The sequence below is a fragment of the Methylobacterium brachiatum genome, assembly GCF_020523825.1.
In the GTDB taxonomy this organism is placed as follows: Bacteria; Pseudomonadota; Alphaproteobacteria; order Rhizobiales; family Beijerinckiaceae; genus Methylobacterium; species Methylobacterium brachiatum.
Genome location: NZ_JAJALK010000001.1, coordinates 34,762 through 55,922 on the forward strand (window position 1 = coordinate 34,762; position 21,161 = coordinate 55,922).

General features: G+C 69.4%; 19 protein-coding genes. 9 read left to right on the forward strand and 10 right to left on the reverse strand.

Annotated features, from left to right (window positions below; all coding sequences use genetic code 11):
- Positions 1–5 precede the first annotated feature (5 nt).
- Positions 6–989 (forward strand): class II fructose-bisphosphatase, encoded by a 984-nt coding sequence (gene glpX / locus LGR69_RS00170; RefSeq protein ID WP_007562038.1) that lies wholly within the window; start codon positions 6–8, stop codon positions 987–989.
- A 25-nt stretch (positions 990–1,014) separates the two neighbouring features.
- Here glpX and LGR69_RS00175 read toward each other — a convergent pair whose 3' ends face one another.
- Positions 1,015–1,956, reverse strand: a complete 942-nt coding sequence (locus LGR69_RS00175; protein WP_230364811.1) for a L,D-transpeptidase — start codon at positions 1,954–1,956, stop codon at positions 1,015–1,017.
- A 341-nt stretch (positions 1,957–2,297) separates the two neighbouring features.
- Here LGR69_RS00175 and LGR69_RS00180 point away from each other — a divergent pair, with 341 nt between their 5' ends.
- The 5 genes from LGR69_RS00180 to LGR69_RS00200 all read left to right on the forward strand — a co-directional run bounded on the left by LGR69_RS00180 (position 2,298) and on the right by LGR69_RS00200 (position 8,181).
- Positions 2,298–2,525 (forward strand): hypothetical protein, encoded by a 228-nt coding sequence (locus tag LGR69_RS00180; protein WP_230364812.1) that lies wholly within the window; start codon positions 2,298–2,300, stop codon positions 2,523–2,525.
- 555 nt (positions 2,526–3,080) lie between these two features.
- Complete coding sequence (locus LGR69_RS00185) at positions 3,081–4,325, forward strand: nitrate/nitrite transporter (RefSeq protein WP_007562044.1); 1,245 nt, start codon at positions 3,081–3,083, stop codon at positions 4,323–4,325.
- 505 nt (positions 4,326–4,830) lie between these two features.
- Positions 4,831–6,123 (forward strand): MFS transporter, encoded by a 1,293-nt coding sequence (locus LGR69_RS00190; RefSeq protein WP_007562046.1) that lies wholly within the window; start codon positions 4,831–4,833, stop codon positions 6,121–6,123.
- 7 nt (positions 6,124–6,130) lie between these two features.
- The gene (locus tag LGR69_RS00195) at positions 6,131–7,351 is read left to right on the forward strand and encodes a CaiB/BaiF CoA transferase family protein (protein WP_230364813.1); all 1,221 of its coding nucleotides are present in this window, start codon (positions 6,131–6,133) and stop codon (positions 7,349–7,351) included.
- A 17-nt stretch (positions 7,352–7,368) separates the two neighbouring features.
- Positions 7,369–8,181, forward strand: coding sequence for an enoyl-CoA hydratase/isomerase family protein (locus LGR69_RS00200; RefSeq protein WP_230364814.1), 813 nt, complete (start codon positions 7,369–7,371; stop codon positions 8,179–8,181).
- Between the two features lie 10 nt (positions 8,182–8,191).
- On the opposite strand, the gene LGR69_RS00205 is transcribed toward LGR69_RS00200, so the two are convergent.
- Positions 8,192–8,659: a YbaK/EbsC family protein gene (locus tag LGR69_RS00205; protein ID WP_230364815.1), complete on the reverse strand. Its 468-nt coding sequence runs from the start codon at positions 8,657–8,659 to the stop codon at positions 8,192–8,194.
- 292 nt (positions 8,660–8,951) lie between these two features.
- Between LGR69_RS00205 and LGR69_RS31745 the strand changes: the two genes are divergently transcribed.
- The gene (locus LGR69_RS31745; protein WP_007562055.1) at positions 8,952–9,083 is read left to right on the forward strand and encodes a hypothetical protein; all 132 of its coding nucleotides are present in this window, start codon (positions 8,952–8,954) and stop codon (positions 9,081–9,083) included.
- Between the two features lie 188 nt (positions 9,084–9,271).
- Here LGR69_RS31745 and LGR69_RS00210 read toward each other — a convergent pair whose 3' ends face one another.
- From LGR69_RS00210 to dctP, 4 genes are all read right to left on the reverse strand, one after another.
- A complete protein-coding gene (locus tag LGR69_RS00210; RefSeq protein WP_007562057.1) occupies positions 9,272–9,535 on the reverse strand; it encodes a hypothetical protein in 264 nt (87 codons plus the stop codon).
- Positions 9,536–9,609: 74 nt separating this feature from the next.
- The gene (locus tag LGR69_RS00215; RefSeq protein ID WP_230364816.1) at positions 9,610–10,962 is read right to left on the reverse strand and encodes a TRAP transporter large permease; all 1,353 of its coding nucleotides are present in this window, start codon (positions 10,960–10,962) and stop codon (positions 9,610–9,612) included.
- Positions 10,962–11,651, reverse strand: a complete 690-nt coding sequence (locus LGR69_RS00220) for a TRAP transporter small permease (RefSeq protein WP_230364817.1) — start codon at positions 11,649–11,651, stop codon at positions 10,962–10,964. The genes LGR69_RS00215 and LGR69_RS00220 overlap by 1 nt, the downstream gene beginning before the upstream one ends.
- The gene (gene dctP / locus LGR69_RS00225) at positions 11,648–12,670 is read right to left on the reverse strand and encodes a TRAP transporter substrate-binding protein DctP (protein ID WP_091862025.1); all 1,023 of its coding nucleotides are present in this window, start codon (positions 12,668–12,670) and stop codon (positions 11,648–11,650) included. The genes LGR69_RS00220 and dctP overlap by 4 nt, the downstream gene beginning before the upstream one ends.
- 196 nt (positions 12,671–12,866) lie before the next feature.
- Between dctP and LGR69_RS00230 the strand changes: the two genes are divergently transcribed.
- Both LGR69_RS00230 and LGR69_RS00235 read left to right on the forward strand, forming a co-directional pair.
- Positions 12,867–13,520, forward strand: coding sequence for a GntR family transcriptional regulator (locus LGR69_RS00230; RefSeq protein WP_007562065.1), 654 nt, complete (start codon positions 12,867–12,869; stop codon positions 13,518–13,520).
- A 113-nt stretch (positions 13,521–13,633) separates the two neighbouring features.
- Positions 13,634–14,575, forward strand: a complete 942-nt coding sequence (locus LGR69_RS00235) for a class I SAM-dependent methyltransferase (protein ID WP_230364818.1) — start codon at positions 13,634–13,636, stop codon at positions 14,573–14,575.
- Here LGR69_RS00235 and LGR69_RS00240 read toward each other — a convergent pair.
- The 4 genes from LGR69_RS00240 to LGR69_RS00255 all read right to left on the reverse strand — a co-directional run bounded on the left by LGR69_RS00240 (position 14,551) and on the right by LGR69_RS00255 (position 21,119).
- Positions 14,551–15,231 carry a GntR family transcriptional regulator gene (locus LGR69_RS00240; protein ID WP_122161028.1) on the reverse strand — a complete coding sequence of 227 codons (681 nt, stop codon included), beginning with the start codon at positions 15,229–15,231 and terminating at the stop codon, positions 14,551–14,553. The two genes, LGR69_RS00235 and LGR69_RS00240, sit on opposite strands and share 25 nt — an antisense overlap.
- Before the next feature lie 60 nt (positions 15,232–15,291).
- Positions 15,292–18,255 (reverse strand): FAD-binding and (Fe-S)-binding domain-containing protein, encoded by a 2,964-nt coding sequence (locus LGR69_RS00245; protein WP_230364819.1) that lies wholly within the window; start codon positions 18,253–18,255, stop codon positions 15,292–15,294.
- 312 nt (positions 18,256–18,567) lie between these two features.
- Entirely contained in the window at positions 18,568–20,373 is a 1,806-nt protein-coding gene (locus tag LGR69_RS00250) for an IlvD/Edd family dehydratase (RefSeq protein ID WP_230364820.1), read from the reverse strand.
- An 11-nt stretch (positions 20,374–20,384) separates the two neighbouring features.
- Positions 20,385–21,119 (reverse strand): SDR family oxidoreductase, encoded by a 735-nt coding sequence (locus LGR69_RS00255; protein WP_230364821.1) that lies wholly within the window; start codon positions 21,117–21,119, stop codon positions 20,385–20,387.
- Positions 21,120–21,161: the final 42 nt, after the last annotated feature.

Sequence of the window (21,161 nt, forward strand, 5' to 3'; positions counted from 1 at the left end):
AAGCGATGGCCGTGGCCCCCAAGTCCGAACCGCGCGGCGTTCCGCGCACGCTCGCCCTCGAGCTCGCCCGCGTGACGGAGCGGGCCGCCATCGCGGCGGCGCGGCTGCGCGGCAAGGGCGACGAGAAGGCCGCCGACCAGGCGGCGGTCGACGCGATGCGCGACGAGCTCAACGGCCTGCCGATCCGCGGCACCGTGGTGATCGGGGAGGGCGAGCGCGACCAGGCGCCGATGCTGTTCATCGGCGAGCAGCTCGGGCGCGGCGAGGGGCCCGAGGTCGACATCGCGGTCGATCCCCTCGAGGGCACGACCCTCTGCGCCAAGGACATGCCGGGCGCGATCGCCGTGATGGCCATGGCCGAGCGCGGCTCGCTGCTGGCCGCCCCCGACGTCTACATGCAGAAGATCGCGATCGGCCCCGGCTACAAGGCAGGCCTGGTCGATCTCGACGCGAGCCCGGCCGACAACATCGCGGCGCTCGCCCGGGCCAAGGGCGTCGAGCCCGACCAGATCACGGCGCTGATCCTCGACCGGCCGCGCCATGCCGGCCTGATCGCCGAGGTGCGGGCGGCCGGTGCCGCGGTGCGGCTGATCTCGGACGGCGACATCGCCGGGATCATCTTCACGGCGAGCCCGGCCGAGACCGGCATCGACATCTATCTCGGCACCGGCGCCGCCCCCGAAGGGGTGCTGGCTGCCGCCGCCATGCGGTGCATCGGCGGACAAATGCAGGGACGGCTGATCCTCGACACGCCGGAGCGCCGCCGGCGCGCCGCCGAGATGGGCATCGAGGATCTGAACCGGAAATACGATCTGGTCGATCTCGCCAGCGGCGACGTGATCGTGGCCGCCACCGGCGTCACCGACGGCGCGCTGCTGCGCGGCGTCCGGTTCCGGCCCGACCGGATCCAGACCGAGACGGTGGTCTACCGCTCGGAAGCCGGCACGGTCCGGCGGATCCTGGGGGAGCACCGCCGCGGCCTGAGCTGACGGCGCCCCCGGGTCCCGAACCGGATCAGTTCAGGACGACGACCTTCGAGCCGACATTGACCCGGCTGAACAGGTCGATCGCGTCCTGGTTGATCATCCGGATGCAGCCCGAGGACACGCTCTTGCCGATGGAGAACGGCTCGAGGGTGCCGTGGATGCGGAACAGCGTGTCCTTGTTGCCCTGCCAGAGATACATGGCGCGGGCGCCCAGCGGGTTGCGCAGGCCGCCGGCGACGCCGAGCCCGCTCTGCAGCTTGTCGACCTCGCTGGCGAGCTTCGGGCTGCGGGCGATCATCTCCTTGGGCGGGTACCAGTCCGGCCAGGCCTGCTTCGAGTTCACCGTCGCGGTGCCGGACCAGGAAAAACCCTGCTTGCCGACGCCGACGCCGTAGCGGCGCGCCCGCCCGCCCGGCTCCACCAGGGTGAGCTGGTGCGCGCGCGGGTCGACGATGATCGTGCCCGGCTCGTAGGGGCCGTTATAGGCGATCTCCTGCCGGAGGAAGGCCGGGTTCATCTTCTTGTAGTTGAAGGCCTGGATCGGGAACACGTCGTCAGTGATGGGCCCGTAGGCCTTGGCATAGTCGATCGGCCCGTCATCGGGGGCGCGCAGCACGGCCTTGGCCTTGGCCGCCTCGATCGGCGACAGGCCCTCGGCCGGAGGCGCTCCGGCCTGGCGGCGCTGCACCGTCGGATCCTCGTCCTCCGGGGCGTAGACCGGGGCGGATTGCGGCGCCGGAGCGGCCTGCGGTGCGGGGCGGACCACCGGGGCCCGGCCGGTATAGGGCAGGTAGCGGTCGCCGCGCCGCACGTAGAGCGCGCCGTTCTGGTCCTGGTAGAGCTGGCCGTCGTCGCCGAACCCATCGATGCCGGACTCGGCGACCGGGCCGCGGCCCTGGGCGTGCGCTGCCGAGGCGAGCGCGAGGACGGTGAAGCCGGCCAGGAACAGGCGGCGGATCGGGGCGGACATGGCTCGGTTTTCCCTGGATGGCGCGGCGTCACCGAAATCGTGCGGCGGCGCGCGATCGAGCTGACCGACACGAATACAAGGCCACGCTCATTCCAGGCCTTAGCAAGGATCGCGCGGCATCGCCAAGTTGCGGAAGTCCCCTATGACCGTCGTCCGATGTCTCGTCTGGTACTTCTCTTCACCTGTGTTGCGTTCCTGCCTCTACCGGTTGCGCCGCCGTTCACCCTGCCGCAGGAACGGACGGGACGGCGCCGGGTCCGGAGCGGTTCGGGCTTGCTTCGTCCCTCAACGCAAGGTTGATGGCGACGGCCGGCATCTCCGCCGTGCGAGGGATCTCGGTCGTGCGTGCGAACATCCTGTGGGGCGCGGCGATCCTGGCCGCCGCCCTGGTTCTCGGTCCGAGCGCCGAGGCGCGCCGCGCGGCCACGGCCGAGCCGCCGAAAGCCGCCGCGCCGGCCGGGATCTGGACCGCGGGAACCCAGCCCGAGCGCGATTGCGGCCGCGCCCGCCGCAAGTTCTGGGTGCCGCAAGAAGGCTGGATCGTCCGCACCGTCGTGTCGTGCCGGTGATCGGGACGTTTTCTTCGCACGCCCGATTCCCAAGCAATGCTGCCTGGATCACGGGCAATCCCGCTTTCGGGCGTGATCAGGTTTGACGGCGGGCTGTGCCGTCGCGCGAAGGTGAGAGGGCTTCACGAAAATTTGCCTGACTATCCCACGCGCCGCCTTATCCTGATGTGGTGTCGCGAAGCGTAGCTCTCCTCCGAGGCCTCTGCCGCGCTGCGGCGCCTCGGAAAGGGGGGAGGGCGCGGGTCGTGCGCGGCGCGGGCTGCCGTCCGCCGCGTCCTTGCGCGCGCAGCGAAGCAACCCAGAACAGCACGCGCGCTCAGAACGTTGCGCATCACTGGGTTGCTTCGCTGCGCGCAAGGACGGGTGAGGCGATTGGGGGCCACGCTCGGGCCGCCTCCGATCCTTCGAAGCTGGCACGCATGCTGCATTGCGGTTCAGGCCGCGCCTGCTGCGGCGGTGGAGCAACGGCGCTCTCAAACAGCGGACGGTGTGAGTCCGGATCCCCGGCATGAGCGACCGCGTGGCGGTTCGCCTCTCATAAGACGAGCACCTGCTATGGCCAGCTTCAAGACGGCGATGAAGTCGGGTCACCCCCCGACGCTGTTCGCGGCGTTCCTCTACTTCGATTTCTGCTTCGCGATCTGGGTCCTGAACGGCGCCATGGGCCCGTTCATCACCGAGACCTACAAGCTCACCCCGGCCCAGACCGGGTTCATGATCTCGCTGCCGATCCTCGCCGGGGCGCTGATGCGCTTCCCGCTCGGGATCCTGGCCCAGTATATCGGCCGCAAGAACGCGGCGATCACGGAGATGACCGTGATCATGATGGCGATGGCCTACGGATACTTCGTGGTGTCGTCCTACAACGACGTGCTCGCCATGGGCGTGCTGCTCGGCATCGCCGGGGCCTCCTTCGGGGTGGCTTTGTCGCTCGGCTCGGGCTGGTTCCCGCCGGAGCACAAGGGGCTGGCGATGGGCATCGCGGGCGCCGGCAATTCCGGCACCGTGCTGGCCGTGCTGTTCGCCCCGCCGCTGGCCCAGGCCTATGGCTGGCAGACCACCTACGCCTTCGCCGGCGTGGTGATGCTGATCCCGCTCGCGGTCATGATCGTGTTCGCCAAGGAGCCGCCGGACAACGCCCACCAGTCGTTCAAGGAGCATGTCTCCTGCCTGTTCACTAAGGACGGCTGGGCGTTCTCGCTGATCTACGTGATCACCTTCGGCGGCTTCGTCGGCCTGTCGAACTTCCTGCCGACCTTCTTCTACGAGCAATTCTCCGTGACGAAGGTCGAGGCCGGGCGGCTGACCATGCTGGCCGCCTTCATGGGCTCGGGCATCCGGATCGTCGGCGGCTACTACGCCGACCGGATGGGCGGGATCGCGGTCCTGTCGGTGGTGCTGCTCGCGGCGATCGCCACCTTCCTGTCGCTGATGGCGACGCCCTCGCTCGCCGTGACCACGCTCCTGTTCATGCTGTGCTTCGCGGCCCTCGGCGCCGGCAACGGTGCCCTGTTCCAGCTCGTGCCTCTGCGCTGGCCGACCAACACCGCGGTCGCCGGCTCGATGATCGGCGAGGTCGGGGCGCTCGGCGGCGCGATCCTGCCGAACGTCATGGGCCTGTCGAAGCAATATACCGGCTCGTTCTCGCTGGGCTTCATCGGCTACGCGGTGTTCACCGCCGCGGTGCTCGGCTGCCTGATGCTCTGGCAGCGCAAATGGGTGGGCAGCTGGGTCGGCCCCCGCGGCAAGGCGCTGGGCACCGAGACGGAGACCGGGCAGTTGCAGCCGGCCACGGTCTGAGCAGGATCCTGATAGGGGAAGTCGTGGAGATCCACGCCTCCCCTTCGTCCTGAGGCTTCAGCATCGAACCCATCATTCCGGGCTCCGCTTTGCGGCCCCGGAATGACGGCGTGGTGCTTGAGCTGCCTCTGCGAGGGTTTGGTGTCGGCCCCATGCACGACAGCCTACGCAAACACCCCAACGGGCAGAGCATCCACACATCGCACGGCTGGCTGGAGGGGGCGCTCGGATGCGGCGCCGCCCGATAAGATCGTCGGTGGGAGAGGGCGCGTTCGGACCCGCTCCGAGCATCTGCACTTCTTCGATCGATAAACCGAAACGGGAGCCCCACGGCTCCCGTTTCGCGGTTCCGCCGACAGATTGAATTCGTGCCCATCCCCCTCGACGCACGGTTGCCTTCCGGTGCAAGAGGCGTTTGAATAACGAATACCAAAGAGCGCCCGTCCCCGTGATGAGGCGCCGGGCGACCGGAAAACGCGGCGCCGTCAGAGCGGAGGAACCGTCGATGCTCAAGCGCATGAGCGCCACCAATGGCGTGCTCGGCCTGCTCTGCGTGATGTATTTCATCACCTATCTGGACCGGGTGAACATCGCGACCGCCGGCGCCGAGATCATCCGCGAATTCGGCATGTCGAAGACCGATTTCGGCCTGATCCTCTCGGCCTTCGCCTATCCCTACGCGATCTTCCAGGTCATCGGCGGCTCGGTCGGCGACAAGTTCGGCGCCCGGCGCACGCTCCTCGTCTGCGGCATGATCTGGGCCTCGGCCACGATCCTCACCGGCCTGGTCGGCGGGCTGATCAGCCTGTTCCTGGCGCGGGTGCTGCTGGGCTTCGGCGAGGGCGCGACCTTCCCGACCGCCACCCGGGCGATGCAGAACTGGACGGCCCCGGGCAAGCGCGGTTTCGCCCAGGGCATCACCCACGCCTTCGCCCGGCTCGGCAACGCGGTGGCGCCGCCGATCGTGGCCTTCCTGATGTACCATTTCGGCTGGCGCACCAGCTTCGTGATCCTGGGCGGGGTCAGCTTCGTCTGGGTCGCGATCTGGTACCTGTATTTCCGCGACGACCCGTCCGATCACCCGACCATCACGGCCAAGGAGCTCGAGGCCCTGCCGCCGCCCAAGAAGGTCGGGGCCAAGCAATCGGTGCCGTGGGGCGCGCTGACCCGGCGCATGCTGCCGGTGACGATCACGTATTTCTGCTACGGCTGGACCCTGTGGCTGTTCCTCGGCTGGCTGCCGAGCTTCTTCAAGGAGAATTACGGCCTCGACCTCAAGAACTCGGCCCTGTTCGCCTCCGGGGTCTTCTTTGCCGGCGTCGTCGGCGATACGGTCGGCGGTATGCTGAGCGACTCGATCCTCCATCGCACCGGCAACGTGAAGCTCGCCCGCCTGTCGGTGATCGTGGTGGGCTTCCTCGGCGCGGCCGCGAGCCTGGCCGGGGTCTTCCTCACCCGCGACCTGACCCTGGTGGCGTTGCTGCTCTCCTCCGGCTTCTTCTTCGCCGAGCTGGTGATCGGTCCGATCTGGTCGGTGCCGATGGACATCGCGCCGAAATATGCCGGCACCGCCAGCGGGCTGATGAATACTGGCTCGGCGGTGGCGGCGATCGTCTCGCCGATCGTGTTCGGGCTGATCGTCGACCTCACCGGCAGCTGGACCTTGCCCTTCGTCGGCTCGGTCGGGCTCTGCCTGCTCGGCGCCGCCCTGGCCTTCACGATGCATCCCGAGCGCGAATTCGTGGATCCCGTCACCGGGCCGGTCGGCCCCGTGGCGACCGTGCCGGCCGGGGAGTAGCGCCGCGATGGCGGAACAGACGGGACGTTCGGGGCCGCTCGCCGGCGTGCGGGTGATCGAGCTCGCGCACATCATGGCCGGCCCGGTCTGCGGGCTGATGCTCGCCGACATGGGCGCGGAGGTGATCAAGGTCGAGAAGATGGAGGGCGACGACACCCGTCGCACCGTCCCGCCGGCGCTCGAGGGCGAGAGCGCGGCCTACATGATGATGAACCGCGGCAAGCGCGGCCTCAGCCTCGACCTGAAGAACCCGGACGGCGTCGCGGTGCTGCGCCGCCTGCTCGCCAATGCCGACGCGCTCATCGAGAATTACCGCGGCGGCACCATGGAGCGGCTGGGCATCGGCTACGAGACCCTGCGGCAGGAATTCCCGGCCCTGGTCTATTGCTCGCTCTCGGGCTTCGGCCGCACCGGGCCCTATGCCGACCGGGCCGGGTTCGACCTGGTCGCGCAGGGCATGAGCGGGCTCATGTCGGTGACCGGGGAGGGGCCCGGCCAGCCGCCGATGAAGTGCGGGCCGCCGGTGACCGACATCACCGCCGGGATCCTGGCCGCCATGGGCGTGCTCGCGGCCTATGCCCACCGGCTCAAGACTGGGCAGGGCCAGGCGGTGGACACCTCGCTGTTCGAGGCCGGGATCACCCACACCTACTGGCAATCGGCCATCGCCATGGCGACCGGCATCGCCCCGGGGCCGATGGGCTCGGCCCATCCGCTGAACGCGCCCTACGAGGCGTTCGAGACGGCGGACGGCTGGATCACCATCGGGGCGGCCAACCAGACCAACTGGCTGCGGCTGCTCAAGGCGATCGGCTCGGAGGCGCTCGCCGAAGATCCGCGCTTCGTGCTCAACCGCGACCGCATGGCCAACCGCCACGACCTCGCCGCGACCCTGGCGCCGATCTTCAGGGCGGAGACGTCCGAGGCCTGGCTCGCCCGCCTCGAAGCCGGCGGCGTCCCGGCGGGGCCGGTGCTCGACGTCAACGCCATGCACCGCGATCCGCAGACGCTCGCCCGCGCGATGGTGGTGGAGGTCGAGCACAGCCGGGTCGGCCGGATGAAGACGCTGGGCCTGCCGGTGAAGTTCTCGGACACGCCCGGCCGGGTCCACGGCCCGGCGCCGTTGCTCGGCGAGCATTCCCGGGCGATCCTGGCGGAAGCCGGCTACACCGCCTCCGAGATCGACGGCCTGATCGACCGGGGCGTGGTCCGCGAGACCGTGGCCTGAACCCCAGAGGACCTGCGATGAGTGCCACGCCCGCCACCGACGAGCTGCTGTTCACCACCGACGAGGCCGGGATCGCCCGGATCGTCCTCAACCGGCCGCAGGCCCGCAACGCGCTCACCTTCGCGATGTACCAGGGGCTGATCACCTGCTGCGAGGCGATCGCCGCCGACCCGGCCGTGAAGGCACTGATCATCACCGGCGCCGGCGACAAGGCCTTCGCGGCCGGCACCGACATCGCCCAGTTCCGCAGCTTCGCGACCGCCGACGACGCGCTGGGCTACGAGCGCTTCATGGACCGGGTGCTCGGCGCCCTGGAGCGGCTGCGGGTGCCGACCATCGCGGCGATCGCGGGCGCCTGCACGGGCGGCGGCGCGGCCATCGCGGCGGCCTGCGACCTGCGGGTCGCGACCCGCGACGCCCGGTTCGGCTTCCCCATCGCCCGGACGCTCGGCAATTGCCTGAGCCAGGGCAATCTCAAGCGGCTTTCCGGGCTGATCGGCCCGGCCCGGGTCAAGGACATCATCTTCACCGCCCGGCTCGTGGGCGCCGAGGAGGCGCTGGCCATCGGCCTCGTCGGCGAGGTCGTGGACGATTGCGCGGCGCTGACCGTCCGGGTCGACGCCCTGGCGCAGCTCCTGGCCGGCCACGCGCCGCTGACCATGCAGGCCACCAAGGAAGGCTTGCGCCGCCTCGCCGAGGAAGAGCCGACCGCCGACGGCGCCCCGCATCCCGGCGATGACCTGATCCTGATGTGCTACATGAGCCAGGATTTCCGCGAGGGCATGGAGGCGTTCCTGGGCAAGCGCACCCCGGCCTGGAGCGGGCGCTAGGAGCCGCCGCTCACCCCGGCTCCTGGCAGACATCGACCCACGCGGCTCCCGTCAGCGTTGCCATGCGGTCCGGTGCGATGCGGACCGCGCTGTGGGTGCTGCCGGCCGCGGGGACGACCTCGTCGAAGGCCTTCAGCGACACGTCGCAATAGACCGGCAGCGGCGCGATCAGCCCGAACGGGCAGACCCCGCCGACCGGGTGGCCGGTCGCCGCCTCGACCTCGGCGAGGTCGAGCATCCGGACCTTGCCGCCGAACACGGCCTTGGCCTTCTTGTTGTCGAGCCGCGCGTCGCCCCGGGTGACCACGAGGGCGACCTGGTCGCCGATCCGGATCGACAGCGTCTTGGCGATCTGCGCGGGGGCGACGCCGTGGCCGGCAGCGGCCTCGGCCACGGTAGCGGTGCTGGTGGTCAGCTCGATCACCGCGAGGTCGGGCGCCCTCTCGGCGAAGAACGCCCGGACGGATTCGAGGCTCATGCAAGTGTCCCTGAAATCGAGGCGGCCCGAGCGGCGATGCGCGCCAGATCAGCCACGCATTATGGCAAAGCTTGTGCCGTCCGCCAGAGCCGTTCGAAAGGGTTGCGGCCGAACAGGCTTCGCGTGGTGAGGACACTATCTTTTGCGGTCGTTCGGGCGCAGGCTCACCGCATTACCGGAACGGCGGCTTCAGGCTCCGGTGACTGCGGATCGGAGGTCCCCGCCTGTGACGGGCGGCCGTACGGGTCGGCCCGGCGCGAAAAGCCGCGGTCACGCTCCGGAGGACGGCCCCATGAGCATCGAGAAGCAACGCGGCAACCGCGAGACGAAGAAGCCGAAGAAGCCGGTGCCGAAGATGAATGCCGCGGCCCCGTCCCAGAAGAACACCGTCGCGTCGGTTGTGAAGCGGTCCGAGGGGCGCTGAGCCGGATCGCAGCCCGGGGCGCCGTTGCGGTCCAAGAACACCCGCGGCCCCGGGTTGCTTCGCTGCGCTCGCAATGACGGGATTGGCGCTGTCGAAGCGGGCGAGATCCGAGATGCTCCCCTCATCCTGAGGTGGCGCCTGCTTTGCGGGCGCATCTCAGGATGAGATCGTGCGCGGGAGACGCGCGCTCACCCCTTCATCGGCCGTGCCTGCAAAATCGCTGCCCGCACGAATGGCCGCTTCAACAGGGTGCCGACATTCGCCCGGCCGACGAATTCCTGCGCCCCGGGATGGCTGCGCACCGCCTTGACCAGGTTGAGGCGGTGGCCGCTGCGGAAGCGGTAGGGCTCGGACACCGCCCCGCTCAGGAACGCCTCGACGCTGGCGTCGATCTCGTCCTCGGCGATCACGTTCGCCGTGCGCAGCATCTGGATGGTCTGAAGGTCGGTCATCGTCGATAGATAGGGCGGCGGCGCCGGTCACGCAGCCAAGGTTACCGGCGCCGCCGTTCGCGGGGAAGCCTTTCCTACCGCGTCGTCGCCAGCAGCAGGTCCGGCAGCCACATGGCGATGCCTGGGACCAGGCACAGGATCAGGATCGCCACCGCCATCAGCATCACGAAGGGCAGGGTGCCCCAGATGATGTCCGAGAGCGGGATGTCGGGGGCGATGTTCTTGATGACGAAGATGTTCAGGCCCACCGGCGGGTGGATCAGGCCCATCTCCATGGTGATGGTCATCACCACGCCGAACCACACCAGATCGAAGCCCGCGGCCTTGAGCGGCGGCAGGATGATCGGCGCGGTCATCAGGATGATCGAGACCGGCGGCAGGAAGAAGCCGAGCACGATCACCAGGGCGAGGATCGTCACCAGCAGCACCCAGGGCGAGAGCTGCATCGCCACGATCGCGGCCGCGGCCGATTGCGACAGGTGCAGGTAGCTCATCACGTAGGCGTAGAGCAGCGACATGCCGATGATCAGCATCAGCATGGTCGATTCCCGCAGGGTCGCGACCAGGATCGGGCTGACGTCCCGGAACCGCCACACGCCGTAGATCGCCGCGATCAGGCCGAGCGCCAGCAGGCCGCCGAGGCCGGCGGTCTCCGAGGGGGTCGCGTAGCCGCCGTAGAGCGCCACCATCACGCCGGTGAGCAGGACCACAAAGGGCAGCACCCGCGGCAGCGTCGAGAAGCGCTGGGCCATGCTGTACTGCTCGTCGGCCAGGATCGGCGAGGCCGGGCCGCCGCGCTCCAGCACCGCCTTGGCGGCGGAGAATTCCGAGCGGAACCGGTACATCGCCCAGGCGGCGAACAGGGCGACCAGCAGCAGCCCCGGCCCGATCCCGGCCAGGAACAGGCGCCCGAGCGATTGCTCGGAGGCGACCGCGTACAGGATCATGGTGATCGAGGGCGGCAGCAGGATGCCGAGCGTGCCGCCGGCCGCGATGATCCCGGCGGCGAAGCCCGGCGAGTAGCCGCGCTTGCGCATCTCCGGAATGCCGGCCGAGCCGATCGCCGAGCAGGTCGCCGGGCTGGAACCCGCCATGGCGGCGAACAGCGCGCAGGCGAAGACGTTGGCGATGCCGAGACCGCCGGGAATGCGGTGCATCCAGGCATGCATCGCCGAGTAGAGGTCCTGGCCCGCCCGGGACCGCCCGATCGCCGCGCCCTTCAGGATGAACAGCGGGATCGACAGCAGGGTGATCGAGGCCATCTCCTCGTAGACGTTCTGGGCCACCGTATCGAGGGAGGCGCCCGGCATGAACACGACCATGAAGGCCAGGGCCACGGCGCCGAGCGCGAACGCGATGGGGATGCCCGACAGCATCGCCCCGAGGGTGGCCCCCGCGTAGAGGAAGCCGATCGCCGCCGTGCTCATCACTTCACCCTCGCGTCGATCGTCTGGCCCATCGGATCGGGCCCCCGGGGCGTGACCCCGGGCGCGCCGTGCATGTCCTTGTTGACGTCGGCGCCGATGCCGATCTTCGGCTTGGCCCAGCCGGCCGCCCGAGGCCCGTAGAGCAGCGCCTCGGCGATCTGCAGGATGAACTGGAGGCACAGCAGGCTCATGCCGGCGGCCATCAGCGTGTAGGGGATCCAGAGCGGCGGCCCCCAGGTCGATTGCGAGGTCTGGCCGTCGATCCAGGCCTCGTGGTCCAGCGTCCAGCTCTTCCAGGCGAAGAACGTGCAGAAGGCGAGGCTGACCACGTCGACGAAGATCAGCCGCATCCGGTTGACCGCCGGCGGCAGCAGGCCGGTCAGCGCCTCGATCGCGACGTGGCCGCGCTTGGCCTGGACCCCGGCGGCCGAGAAGAAGGTCGCCCCGACGATCAGGAAGACCGCCATCTCGTCCTGCCAGTCGGTCGGCTCCTTCAACAGGTAGCGGACGACGACGCTGTGGCTCAGCACCAGGCAGGCCGCGACGAGGCAGAGCCCGCCCAGCCCGAGGATCACGCGGTTGATGCCGCGCAGCGCCCGGTCGAACAGGCCGAGCAGGCCGGGGAGCCGGGGCTCCTCCGCACCTTTCGCATCCGGGATCGCGGTAGCCGCGTCGAAGCCGTGGCTCACGCGACCTGCTCCGCGAGCTTCAGCAGTTCCGCGCAGCTCGCGTTGCGGCCGGCATAGTCCTTCCAGGCCGTCTCGCGGGCGAGCTCGCGCCACTGGCCGAGCACCTGCTCGTCGAGCTGCGAGACCTTGGCACCGGCCTTCGAGAAGATCTGCTCGACCCGGGTGTCGTCCTCCTTGGCCCCGGTCTGGCCGAAGGCTTCGAGCTCCGCGCCCACCGCCATGATCAGGTCCTGCTGGTCCTTCGGCAGGCCGGAGAACACGGTCTTGGACATCATGATCGGCTCGAGCATGAACCAGTAGGAGCGCTCCCGGCCCGAGGTCAGCGCCTTCGAGAGCTCTTCCAGCCGGAACGAGATCAGGCTGGTGGACGAGGTGATCACCGCGTCGCAGGCGCCGGTCTGCATGGCCGCGTAGGATTCGTTCGACGGGATCGAGAGCGTCGCGGCGCCGGCCTGCTTCATCATCAGGTCCATCTCACGGGAGCCGCCGCGGACCTTCATGCCCTTGGCGTCGGACGGGGCGACCAGCGGCCGCTCGCGGCTGGCGACGCCGCCGGCCTGCCAGACCCACGAGACCAGGACGATGCCCTTCGATTCCAGCAGCTCGGTCAGCTTCCGGCCCACGGGCGCCGACTTCCACGCCACCGCCTGGGCGTAGGAGGTCACCAGCGCCGGCATCAGGCCGATATTCAGCTCCGCCACCTCGCCGCCCGCGTAGGGGCTGGGGTAGAGCGACATGTCGAGGGCGCCCTTGCGCATGGCGCCGAACTGGGCGTTCGTCTTCATCAGCGACGAGCCGGGATAAACTTGGACTTCCAGGGCGCCCTGCGAGCGCTCGTTGATCGCCTTCGCGAATTTCCGGCACATGCGGTCGCGGAAATCGCCCTCGTCGATCGTCCCGCCCGGGAACTGGTGCGACAGCTTCAGGGTCGTGGCGGCCTGGGCGGCGCCGAGGCCGAATCTCAGGATGGCGGGCGCCGTGAGGGCGGCCGCGACCAGCGTGCGACGTGTCGGCGTCATTGCTCTCTCCCGCGCCGCACTCTTGGCGGCAATGATTTTGTGCGCCGCAATATTGTCTTGCAGTGCTTGTATGCAAGAAAAACCGTCTTGTATATTTTGTCAACGGTGGAGCATATGTGATTGGCATCAAGCCCGGCGGTCAGCCAGGAACCGGGCAGATGCGGCGCCGGCCTGTCGGCGCGGAGGGACCGGAGGGATGAGTCACGCCCAGCGGCTGCGGCAGCGGATCGAGGACGAGATCGTCTCGGGCGAGCTCGCCCTCGGGTCGCGGCTCGACGAGAACCAGCTCGCGGCGCGCTTCGGGGTCTCACGCACCCCGATCCGGGAGGCGCTGCTCCAGCTCGCGGCCACCGGCCTCGTCCAGGCCAAGCCGCGGCGCGGCGCCATCGTGAGCGCGCCGGAACCGCACCTGCTGCTCGCCATGTTCGAGGCCATGGCGGAGATGGAAGCCGCCTGCGGCCGGCTCGCCGCCCGCCGCCTGGTTCCGGAGGATGCCGAGGCCCTTCAGGTCGCGCTCGCCGGCTGCAAAGCGGCGATGGCCCAGGAGGATACCGAGAGCTACTACGCCGAGAATTACGTGTTCCACACGGTGGTCTACCGGGCGAGCCGCAACGCCTTCCTGGCCGAGCAGGCCCTGTCGCTGCATCGCCGCCTGGCGCCCTACCGCAGGTTGCAGCTGCGGGTCCGCCAGCGACTCCCGCAATCGCTCGCCGAGCACGAGGCGATCGTCGCCGCGATCGTCGCCGGCGATGAGATCCGCGCGGCCGAGGCCCTGCGCAGCCACGTCATCGTCCAGGGCGACCGCTTCACCGATCTGGTCGCCGGCCTGTGGGCGCCGAACGCCGCCTGAGCCGGCGGATGCGCGCCCTATCGTGCGCACCGGGACGATTGCGTAGCCCCGCGTTCTGACTCGACTAGAAGTTGCAGCTTGAGCAAGGTCGCCTCGTGAGAGCGAGGACGGGCATGCTGAAGGACATCGTGAGAAGCGCGGGGCGCCGCGCCGGCGTCGACATCTTCCGGGCGAGCACGGAGCCGTTCCGCTGGAGCCACACGGTCCACGATTACCACCCGGTGGTGCCGTCCTCCCGCTGGACGCCCGGCAGCCCGCCGCACGGCCAGCTCCGCTCGGTCCTCGCCCGGGAGAGCGTGGCCTACGAAGCCTTCCTCGACGCGCTGGAGGGCCAGGCCGACCTGCTCCACAGCGTCCCGCACGAATCCCGCCTCGCCGACCCTGTGACGCCGCATTGGGACAACACCTGGTTCACCGCGCTCGACGCGGCCGCCTTGATGACGATGCTGGCCTGGAAACGGCCTGCCCGCTACCTCGAGATCGGCTCCGGCTGCTCGACCTGCTTTGCCCGCTACACGACCGACGCGCTGAACCTGCCGACCACGATCACCTCGATCGACCCGATGCCTCGGCGGGAGATCGACGCGATCTGCGACCGGACCCTTCGCGCGCCCCTCGAAGGCTGCGACCTCACACTCTTCGAAGAGCTGCGGGCCGGGGACATCGTCTTCTTCGACGGATCGCACCGCTCCTTCGCGAATTCCGACGTGACGGTGTTCTTCTTCGAAGTGATGCCGCGTCTCGCGCCGGGCGTGATCGTCCAGATCCACGACATCTTCATCCCGGACGACTACCCGGCCGCGTGGAACTGCCGCCTCTACAACGAGCAGTACCTGCTGGCCGCCATGCTGTTATGCGGCGCCCCGCCGTTCCGGGTGACCGCCCCGGTGATGTATCTCTGCCAGGATCCGGCGATGAGCGCCCGGGTGAGGACGGTCTTCGCCGCCCGCGGGGCCGGCCCCGACATCCCGTTCCTCTACCCGAACGATTCCCGCACGCCGGGCGCCTCGTTCTGGTTCGAGATGACCGCTCAGCCGGCCTCCGCGACCCCGTAATTGGCGGCGATCACGGACTTCTTCCCGCGGATGTGCTCGCGCATCAGCACGGCCAGGGCGGCCCCGTCCCGGGCGCGCAGCAGCGCGATCATGCGCTCGTGCTCCGACACGGCCCGGGCCCATTGGTCCGGGGTCTGCCGGGCGGAGTAGCGCGACCGCTGGATCCGGCCCGACAGGCTCTCGTAGATGTTGGCCAGCACGCCGTTGCGGCTGGCCGCCATGATGCCTTCGTGGATCCGACGGTTGTAGCTGAAATACCCGGCCTCGTCGCCGCCCTTCCAGGCCGCCACCATCGCGTTGTGATCGACCTCGATCGCGTCGATCTCGGCCTCGGAGATCGTCCGGCAGGCGAGGTCGCCGGCGGTGGCCTCGAGACCGGCGATCACCTCCATCATCTCCTCGAGCTCCGTCTCCGAGATGCTGGCGACCCGCGCCCCGCGGTTCGGCAGCAGCTCGAGCAGCCCCTCGGTCGCCAGGATCTTGATCGCCTCCCGCAGGGGCGTGCGCGAGATGCCGAAGCGCTCGGTCAGCTCGCCCTCGTTGATGCGCGCCTTGGGCTCCATCTCCCCGGAGCGGATCAGTTCCCGCATCCGATCGGCCACCTCGTCATGGAGATAGCGACGGCTGATTCCGATGCCGGTGTCGATTTTGTTCATGAGCCGACGGTGCACGCAAGGTCAAAGCAACCCGTCCGGCATGTGTAGGTGCACGACAATTCAGTGTCGAGGCAGGGGGGCGTGCACGAGAGCGTCATCGAGAACGCGCGCCACGTGTTGAGCCTCCAGCCCCAAGCCGTCATGGATCTGGTGGCGACAGCTGGTCCCGTCGGCCACGACAAGGTCGTCCGGCCCGGCCGCGCGCAGCGCCGGGAACAGCGACAGCTCCGCCATGGCGAAGGAGGTCTCGATCGTCTCGGCCCCGTAGCCAAAGGCGCCGGCCATGCCGCAGCAGCTCGACTCGATGACCCGCACGTCGAGGCCCGGCACCGACCGCAGCACGGTCTCCACCGAGCCCATCACGCCGAACGATTTCTGGTGACAATGCCCGTGCAGGTGCGCGACCCGGCCGCCCTGGTCGGCCAACGGCAGCACGATCCGGCCGGCCGCGAGGTCGCCGGCCAGCAATTCCTCGAACAGCACGGATTGCCTGGCCAGCAGCGCCGTGTCCTCGCCCGGCAGCAAGGCGGAGAACTCGTCCCGGAAGGTCAGCAGGCAGGACGGCTCCAGGCCGACCACCCGGGCGCCGGCCCGGACGAAGGGCAGCAGCGTGTCGAGGGTCCGGCGCGCCTCGGCGCGGGCCCGGTCGGTCTGGCCCGAGGCCAGCCAGGTCCGGCCGCAGCAGAGCGGCCGCCGCCCGCGCGTCGGGTAGGCCCGGTGGATGCGGTAGCCCGCAGCCCGGAGAACCCGCTCGGCCGCCTCCAGATTCTCCCGCTCGAAGGCGCGGTTGAACGTGTCGCCGAACAGGATGACGTCGCGGAAATCTCCCGTGACGTCGCCGGGATGGGCCGCCTCGCCCTGCTCGCTCCACGGGCGGCGCCAGCGCGGCAGCGAGCGCTTGGCCGAGAGCCCGACCATCCGCTCCGACAGGGCGGCCAGCGCCGGGTGCCGGTCGCGCAGGTTGAGGAGCGGCGCGAGCTTGGCGGCGATCCCGGCGTAATGCGGCATCAGGCCGATGATCCGGTCGCGCAGGGGCAGCCCGTGGCGGGCATGGTAGTGGTGCAGGAACTCGACCTTCATCTTGGCCATATCGACGCCCGTCGGGCATTCCCGGCGGCAGGCCTTGCAGGAGACGCAGAGGTCGAGGGTGCGCTTCATCGCCTTGCTGGTGAAGGCGTCGGGCCCGAGCTGGCCCGAGATCGCGAGGCGCAGGGAATTGGCCCGGCCGCGGGTGAGGTGCTCCTCCTCCCGGGTCGCCCGGTAGGACGGGCACATCGCGCCGCCGGCGAGCTTCCGGCAGGTGCCGTTGTTGTTGCACATCTCGACCGCCTCACCGAAGCCGCCCCAATCCGACCAGTCGAGGGCGGGCTTGAGCGGCTGGGTCACGGCGTAGTCGGGCTTGAACCGGAACAGGCTCCGGTCGTCCATGGTCAGGGGCCGGACGATCTTGCCGGGATTGAGCCGGTTCTCCGGGTCGAACGCGTCCTTCACGGTCTCGAAGGCGCCGGTCAGGACCGGGCCGAAGAGCGGCGCGATGTATTCCGAGCGCGAGATCCCGTCGCCGTGCTCGCCGGAATAGGAGCCCTTGTAGCGGCGCACCAGCTCGGAGGTTTCCTCCGCGATGGCGCGCATCCGCTTCACGTCGCCTCCGTCCTTCATGTCGAGGATCGGTCGAACATGGAGGCAGCCGACGGAGGCGTGGGCGTACCAGGTGCCGCGGGTGCCGTGCTTGGTGAAGACGTCCGTCACCGCGTCCGTGTAATCGGCGAGGTGCTCCAGCGGCACCGCGCAATCCTCGATGAACGAGACAGGCTTCGCGTCGCCCTTCATCGACATCATGATGTTGAGGCAGGCCTCGCGCACCTCCCAGACGGAGCGCTGGCGCGCCGGCTCCAGGATCTCCACGACGGCGTCCGGGAAGCCGTGATCGGCCATGCAGGCATCGAGGCGCTTCAGGTCGCGCTTCAGAACGGCAAGGTCGTCCCCGGCGAATTCCGCCAGCAGCAGGCAGTTCGGCTTGCCGCGGGTGATGTCGGCGAGCGTCGTCCGGAACAGGGGGATGTCGGCGCCCAGGACCAGCACGTTGTTGTCCACCAGCTCCACCGCCACGGGGTCGAGGGCGACGATGTGCTGCGTCGTCTCCATGGCGGCCCGGAACGACGGGAAGTGGCAGACACCCATCACGCGGTGCGCCGGCAGGCGCGACAGCTTGAGGGTAACCGAGGTCGTGGCGGCAAGCGTCCCCTCGGAGCCGACGAGGAGATGCGCAAGGTTCGGGCGCGGCTCGACCAGGGCGTCGAGATTGTAGCCACCCACGCGCCGCTGCACCTTCGGGTAGCGGGCCTCGATCTCGTCGCGGTGAAGCACGGCGAGGGCGCGCATGCGCTCGGCCAAGGATTCCGCGTGCGCCGAGCCGGTCACCCCCGAACTCGCATTGCCGGTCAGGCCGAAGCTGAAGGCCTCACCGCCCGGCAGCAGCGCTTCCATCGCCAGGACGTTGTCGCTCATCTTCCCGTAGCGCAGCGAGCGGGCGCCGCAGGAATTGTTTCCGGCCATGCCGCCGATGGTGCAGCGGGTGGCGGTCGAGGGTTCCACCGGGAAGAACCAGCCATCGGCCTTCACGCGGCTGTTCAGCCGCTCCAACACCATGCCGGGCTCGACCGTGATGGTGCCGGCCTCCGGGTCGTAGGCGCGGATGCCGTTGAAGTGGCGCGAGCAATCGACCACGAGGCCGGAGCCGATCGGCTGGCCGTTCTGCGAGGTGCCGCCGCCGCGCAGGATAACCGGCGCGCCGTGATCGGCGGCAATCCGCAGGGTCGCGGCGATGTCGGCGGCCGAGCGCGGCAGCACCACCCCGGCCGGCATGATCTGGTAGATCGAGGCATCGGTGCTGTAGCGGCCGCGGGTGAACGCGTCGAACCGCGCCTCCCCCTGCAACTGCTCCGCGAGCTTGCGGGCCAAGCCCCCGTCCAGACGCGCCGCCGCGCGCGGCGAGGCCGCACTTCGAGCCTTGGCTTGCGTCACGGCCGATCCCTCCCGAGGGCGCGTCCCCGCCCGTCGGGAGAATTGTATTCAAAATTCAACGAAGAGGGAACGGGTGGTTGAGGGAGGGACCTTTGGGCACACCCTGTCGATGTCGTCGCCTGCGGCGTGTCTCGACGCCCAAGCAATCCACCCTGTCATCCCGGGGCCGCATGGCAAGGCCCGGAATGACACAGTGATCGCTCCTGCCGCGGATACAAAATCTCAGCCCGTAAAGAGCTGGGAAATGCCCCGGTTGCGCAGCAGCGTAGTCGTCCCTGCTGTCGCCGAACGTTCTTCAGCCGCAAACCCGCCTCAGTGATTGTCCCTTGGCACGCCCGACGTCTGCGCCACCTTCTGGAACTTCACCGCGCCCTTCAGCACCATGCCCTCGTTGAGCTGAGACACCTGATCCCGGTAGATCTCCTGCCAGGGCGTCTGGGTCGCCGGGTAGGGGAAGCCGCCCCGGCTCGCCAGATCGGAACGGCGGCGCTCCAGCTCCTCGGGCGGGAGCAGGATGTCGGCGCGGCGGGTGTTGAGGTCGATGCGGACCCGGTCTCCCGATTGGAGCAGCGCCAGGCCGCCGCCCACCGCCGCCTCCGGCGAGGCGTTGAGGATCGCGGGCGTGCCCGAGGTGCCGGATTGGCGGCCGTCGCCGATGCAGGGCAGGGAGGTCACGCCGCGGCGGATCAGCTCGCCCGGCGGCTGCATGTTCACCACCTCGGCCGCGCCGGGATAGCCGACCGGGCCGGCGCCGCGCATGATCAGCACGGTGTTCTCGTCGATCCCGAGCGCCGGATCGTCGATGCGGTGGTGGTAATCCTCCGGCCCGTCGAACACGACGACGGGGCCCTCGAAGGCCATCGGGTCCTCGGGGTTGCGCAGGTAGCGGGCGGCGAATTCCTCCGAGATCACGCAGGTCTTCATGATCGCCGAATCGAACAGGCTGCCCTTAAGGTTGAGGAAGCCCGCCCGCTCCATCAGCGGCGTCTCGTAGGCCCGGATCACCTCGCGGTTCCAGCTGTGCCGGCCGCGATAATTCTCGCCGACGGTCAACCCGTTGCAGGTCGGCGCCTCGGTGTGAACCTTCCCGGCCTCGATCAGCTCGGCGAAGACGGCCGGCAGGCCGCCCGCGCGGAAATACTCCTCGCCGAGCCAGCGGCCCGCGGGCTGCATGTCGACCAGCAGCGGGATCTCGAAGCCGACCCGCTCCCAGTCGTCGCAGGTCAGCGGCACGCCGATATGCTTGGCGATGGCGTTGATGTGGATCGGCGCGTTGGTCGAGCCGCCGATGGCGGCATTGGCCACGATCGCGTTCTCGAACGCCTCCCGGGTCAGGATGTCGGAGGGCTTGAGATCTTCCCAGACCATGTCGACGATGCGCAGGCCGGTGGCATAGGCCGCCTGGCCGCGCTCGCGATAGGGCGCGGGGATCGCCGACGAGCCGGGAAGCGCCAAGCCGAGCGCTTCGGCGAGCGCGTTCATGGTCGAGGCCGTGCCCATCGTGTTGCAATGGCCCGTGGACGGCGCCGAGGAGCCGACGATGTCCATGAATTGCTGGAAGTCGATATCGCCGGCCGCATGACGCTCGCGGGTCTTCCAGACGATCGTGCCGGAGCCGGTCAGCTCCTTCTGGAAATAGCCGTTGAGCATCGGCCCGACATTGAGCGAGATCGCCGGGATATTCACGGTGGCGGCCGCCATCAGGCAGGCCGGCATGGTCTTGTCGCAGCCGGTGAGCAGCACGACCCCGTCGAGGGGATAGCCGTACAGGACCTCGACCAGGGACAGGTAAGCGAGGTTCCGGTCCAGGGAGGCGGTCGGCCGTTTCCCGGTCTCCTGGATCGGATGGCACGGGAACTCGAAGGCGACGCCGCCGGCCGCCGTGATGCCGTCGCGGACGCGCTTGGCCAACTCCAGATGGTGCCGGTTGCACGGGGACAGGTCGGAGCCGGTCTGGGCGATACCGATCAGCGGCTTGCCGGATCGCAGCTCGGCGGGTGTGAGCCCGAAATTCAGGTAGCGCTCGAGATAGAGCGCGGTCATGCCGGGGTTATGGGGATTGTCGAACCACGCCTTCGAGCGCAGGTCGGCGGGGGTCACGCGGCGCTTCTCGCTCATGGTCGAAATCCTCAGATCGTCATGCCACCGTCGATGGAATAGCTCTGGCCGGTCACGAAGGCGGCCTCGTCGCTCGCCAGGAAAACCACCAGCGGGGCGATCTCCTCGGCCTTGGCCAGCCGGCCCATGGGCTGGCGGGCGATGAAGGCCTTGCGGGCCTCCACGGGGTCGTCGAACGCGTTGATCCGGTCGGCAAGCGAGGGCGTGTCCACCGTGCCCGGGCAGACGCAGTTGCAGCGGATCCCGCGGCCCACGTAATCCGCCGCCACCGACTTGGTCAGGCCGATCACCGCGGCCTTGGTCAGCCCGTAGACGAAGCGGTTCGGCAGGCCGCGCAGCGAGCCGGCGACGCTCGCCATGTTGACGATACTCCCGGCGCCCGCCTCCAGCATCCGTGGCAGGACCGCGCGGATCGTCCAGAACTGCGACCGGACGTTGAGGTTCACCGCGAAGTCGAAATCGGCATCGCTGGCGTCGAGCACCGTGCCGGCATGGACGTAGCCGGCGCAGTTGAACAGCACGTCGATCCGGTCGAGCGTGCCGGCCACCGCCTCGATCTGCGCCCGGTCGAGCACGTCGAGGGGCGCGGTGGTGACGTTCTCCACGCCGTCGAAAGTCCGCAGCACCTCCGCCCGGACGTCGGTGGCCAGCACCCGCGCGCCCTCGCGCGCCATCGCCAGGACGCTCGCCCGGCCGATGCCCTGGCCGGCGGCCGTGACCAAGGCAGTCTTGCCCGAAAGACGCATCTCCCGATCCTCCCAGTCTCGCGGTCGTGGTGCCGCTCCGGT

Bases quoted from the DNA above. Each gene is read 5' to 3' on its own strand.
- LGR69_RS00205 (WP_230364815.1), bottom strand. From the start codon at position 8,659: ATGAGCCTCGAATCCGTCCGGGCGTTCTTCGCCGAGAGGGCGCCCGAC.
- glpX (WP_007562038.1), top strand. From the start codon at position 6: ATGGCCGTGGCCCCCAAGTCCGAACCGCGCGGCGTTCCGCGCACGCTC.
- LGR69_RS00175 (WP_230364811.1), bottom strand. From the start codon at position 1,956: ATGTCCGCCCCGATCCGCCGCCTGTTCCTGGCCGGCTTCACCGTCCTC.
- LGR69_RS00250 (WP_230364820.1), bottom strand. From the start codon at position 20,373: ATGAGCGAGAAGCGCCGCGTGACCCCCGCCGACCTGCGCTCGAAGGCG.
- LGR69_RS00230 (WP_007562065.1), top strand. From the start codon at position 12,867: ATGAGTCACGCCCAGCGGCTGCGGCAGCGGATCGAGGACGAGATCGTC.
- LGR69_RS00190 (WP_007562046.1), top strand. From the start codon at position 4,831: ATGCTCAAGCGCATGAGCGCCACCAATGGCGTGCTCGGCCTGCTCTGC.
- LGR69_RS00185 (WP_007562044.1), top strand. From the start codon at position 3,081: ATGGCCAGCTTCAAGACGGCGATGAAGTCGGGTCACCCCCCGACGCTG.
- LGR69_RS00235 (WP_230364818.1), top strand. From the start codon at position 13,634: ATGCTGAAGGACATCGTGAGAAGCGCGGGGCGCCGCGCCGGCGTCGAC.
- LGR69_RS31745 (WP_007562055.1), top strand. From the start codon at position 8,952: ATGAGCATCGAGAAGCAACGCGGCAACCGCGAGACGAAGAAGCCGAAG.
- dctP (WP_091862025.1), bottom strand. From the start codon at position 12,670: ATGACGCCGACACGTCGCACGCTGGTCGCGGCCGCCCTCACGGCGCCC.
- LGR69_RS00255 (WP_230364821.1), bottom strand. From the start codon at position 21,119: ATGCGTCTTTCGGGCAAGACTGCCTTGGTCACGGCCGCCGGCCAGGGC.
- LGR69_RS00195 (WP_230364813.1), top strand. From the start codon at position 6,131: ATGGCGGAACAGACGGGACGTTCGGGGCCGCTCGCCGGCGTGCGGGTG.
- LGR69_RS00215 (WP_230364816.1), bottom strand. From the start codon at position 10,962: ATGAGCACGGCGGCGATCGGCTTCCTCTACGCGGGGGCCACCCTCGGG.
- LGR69_RS00210 (WP_007562057.1), bottom strand. From the start codon at position 9,535: ATGACCGACCTTCAGACCATCCAGATGCTGCGCACGGCGAACGTGATC.
- LGR69_RS00200 (WP_230364814.1), top strand. From the start codon at position 7,369: ATGAGTGCCACGCCCGCCACCGACGAGCTGCTGTTCACCACCGACGAG.
- LGR69_RS00240 (WP_122161028.1), bottom strand. From the start codon at position 15,231: ATGAACAAAATCGACACCGGCATCGGAATCAGCCGTCGCTATCTCCAT.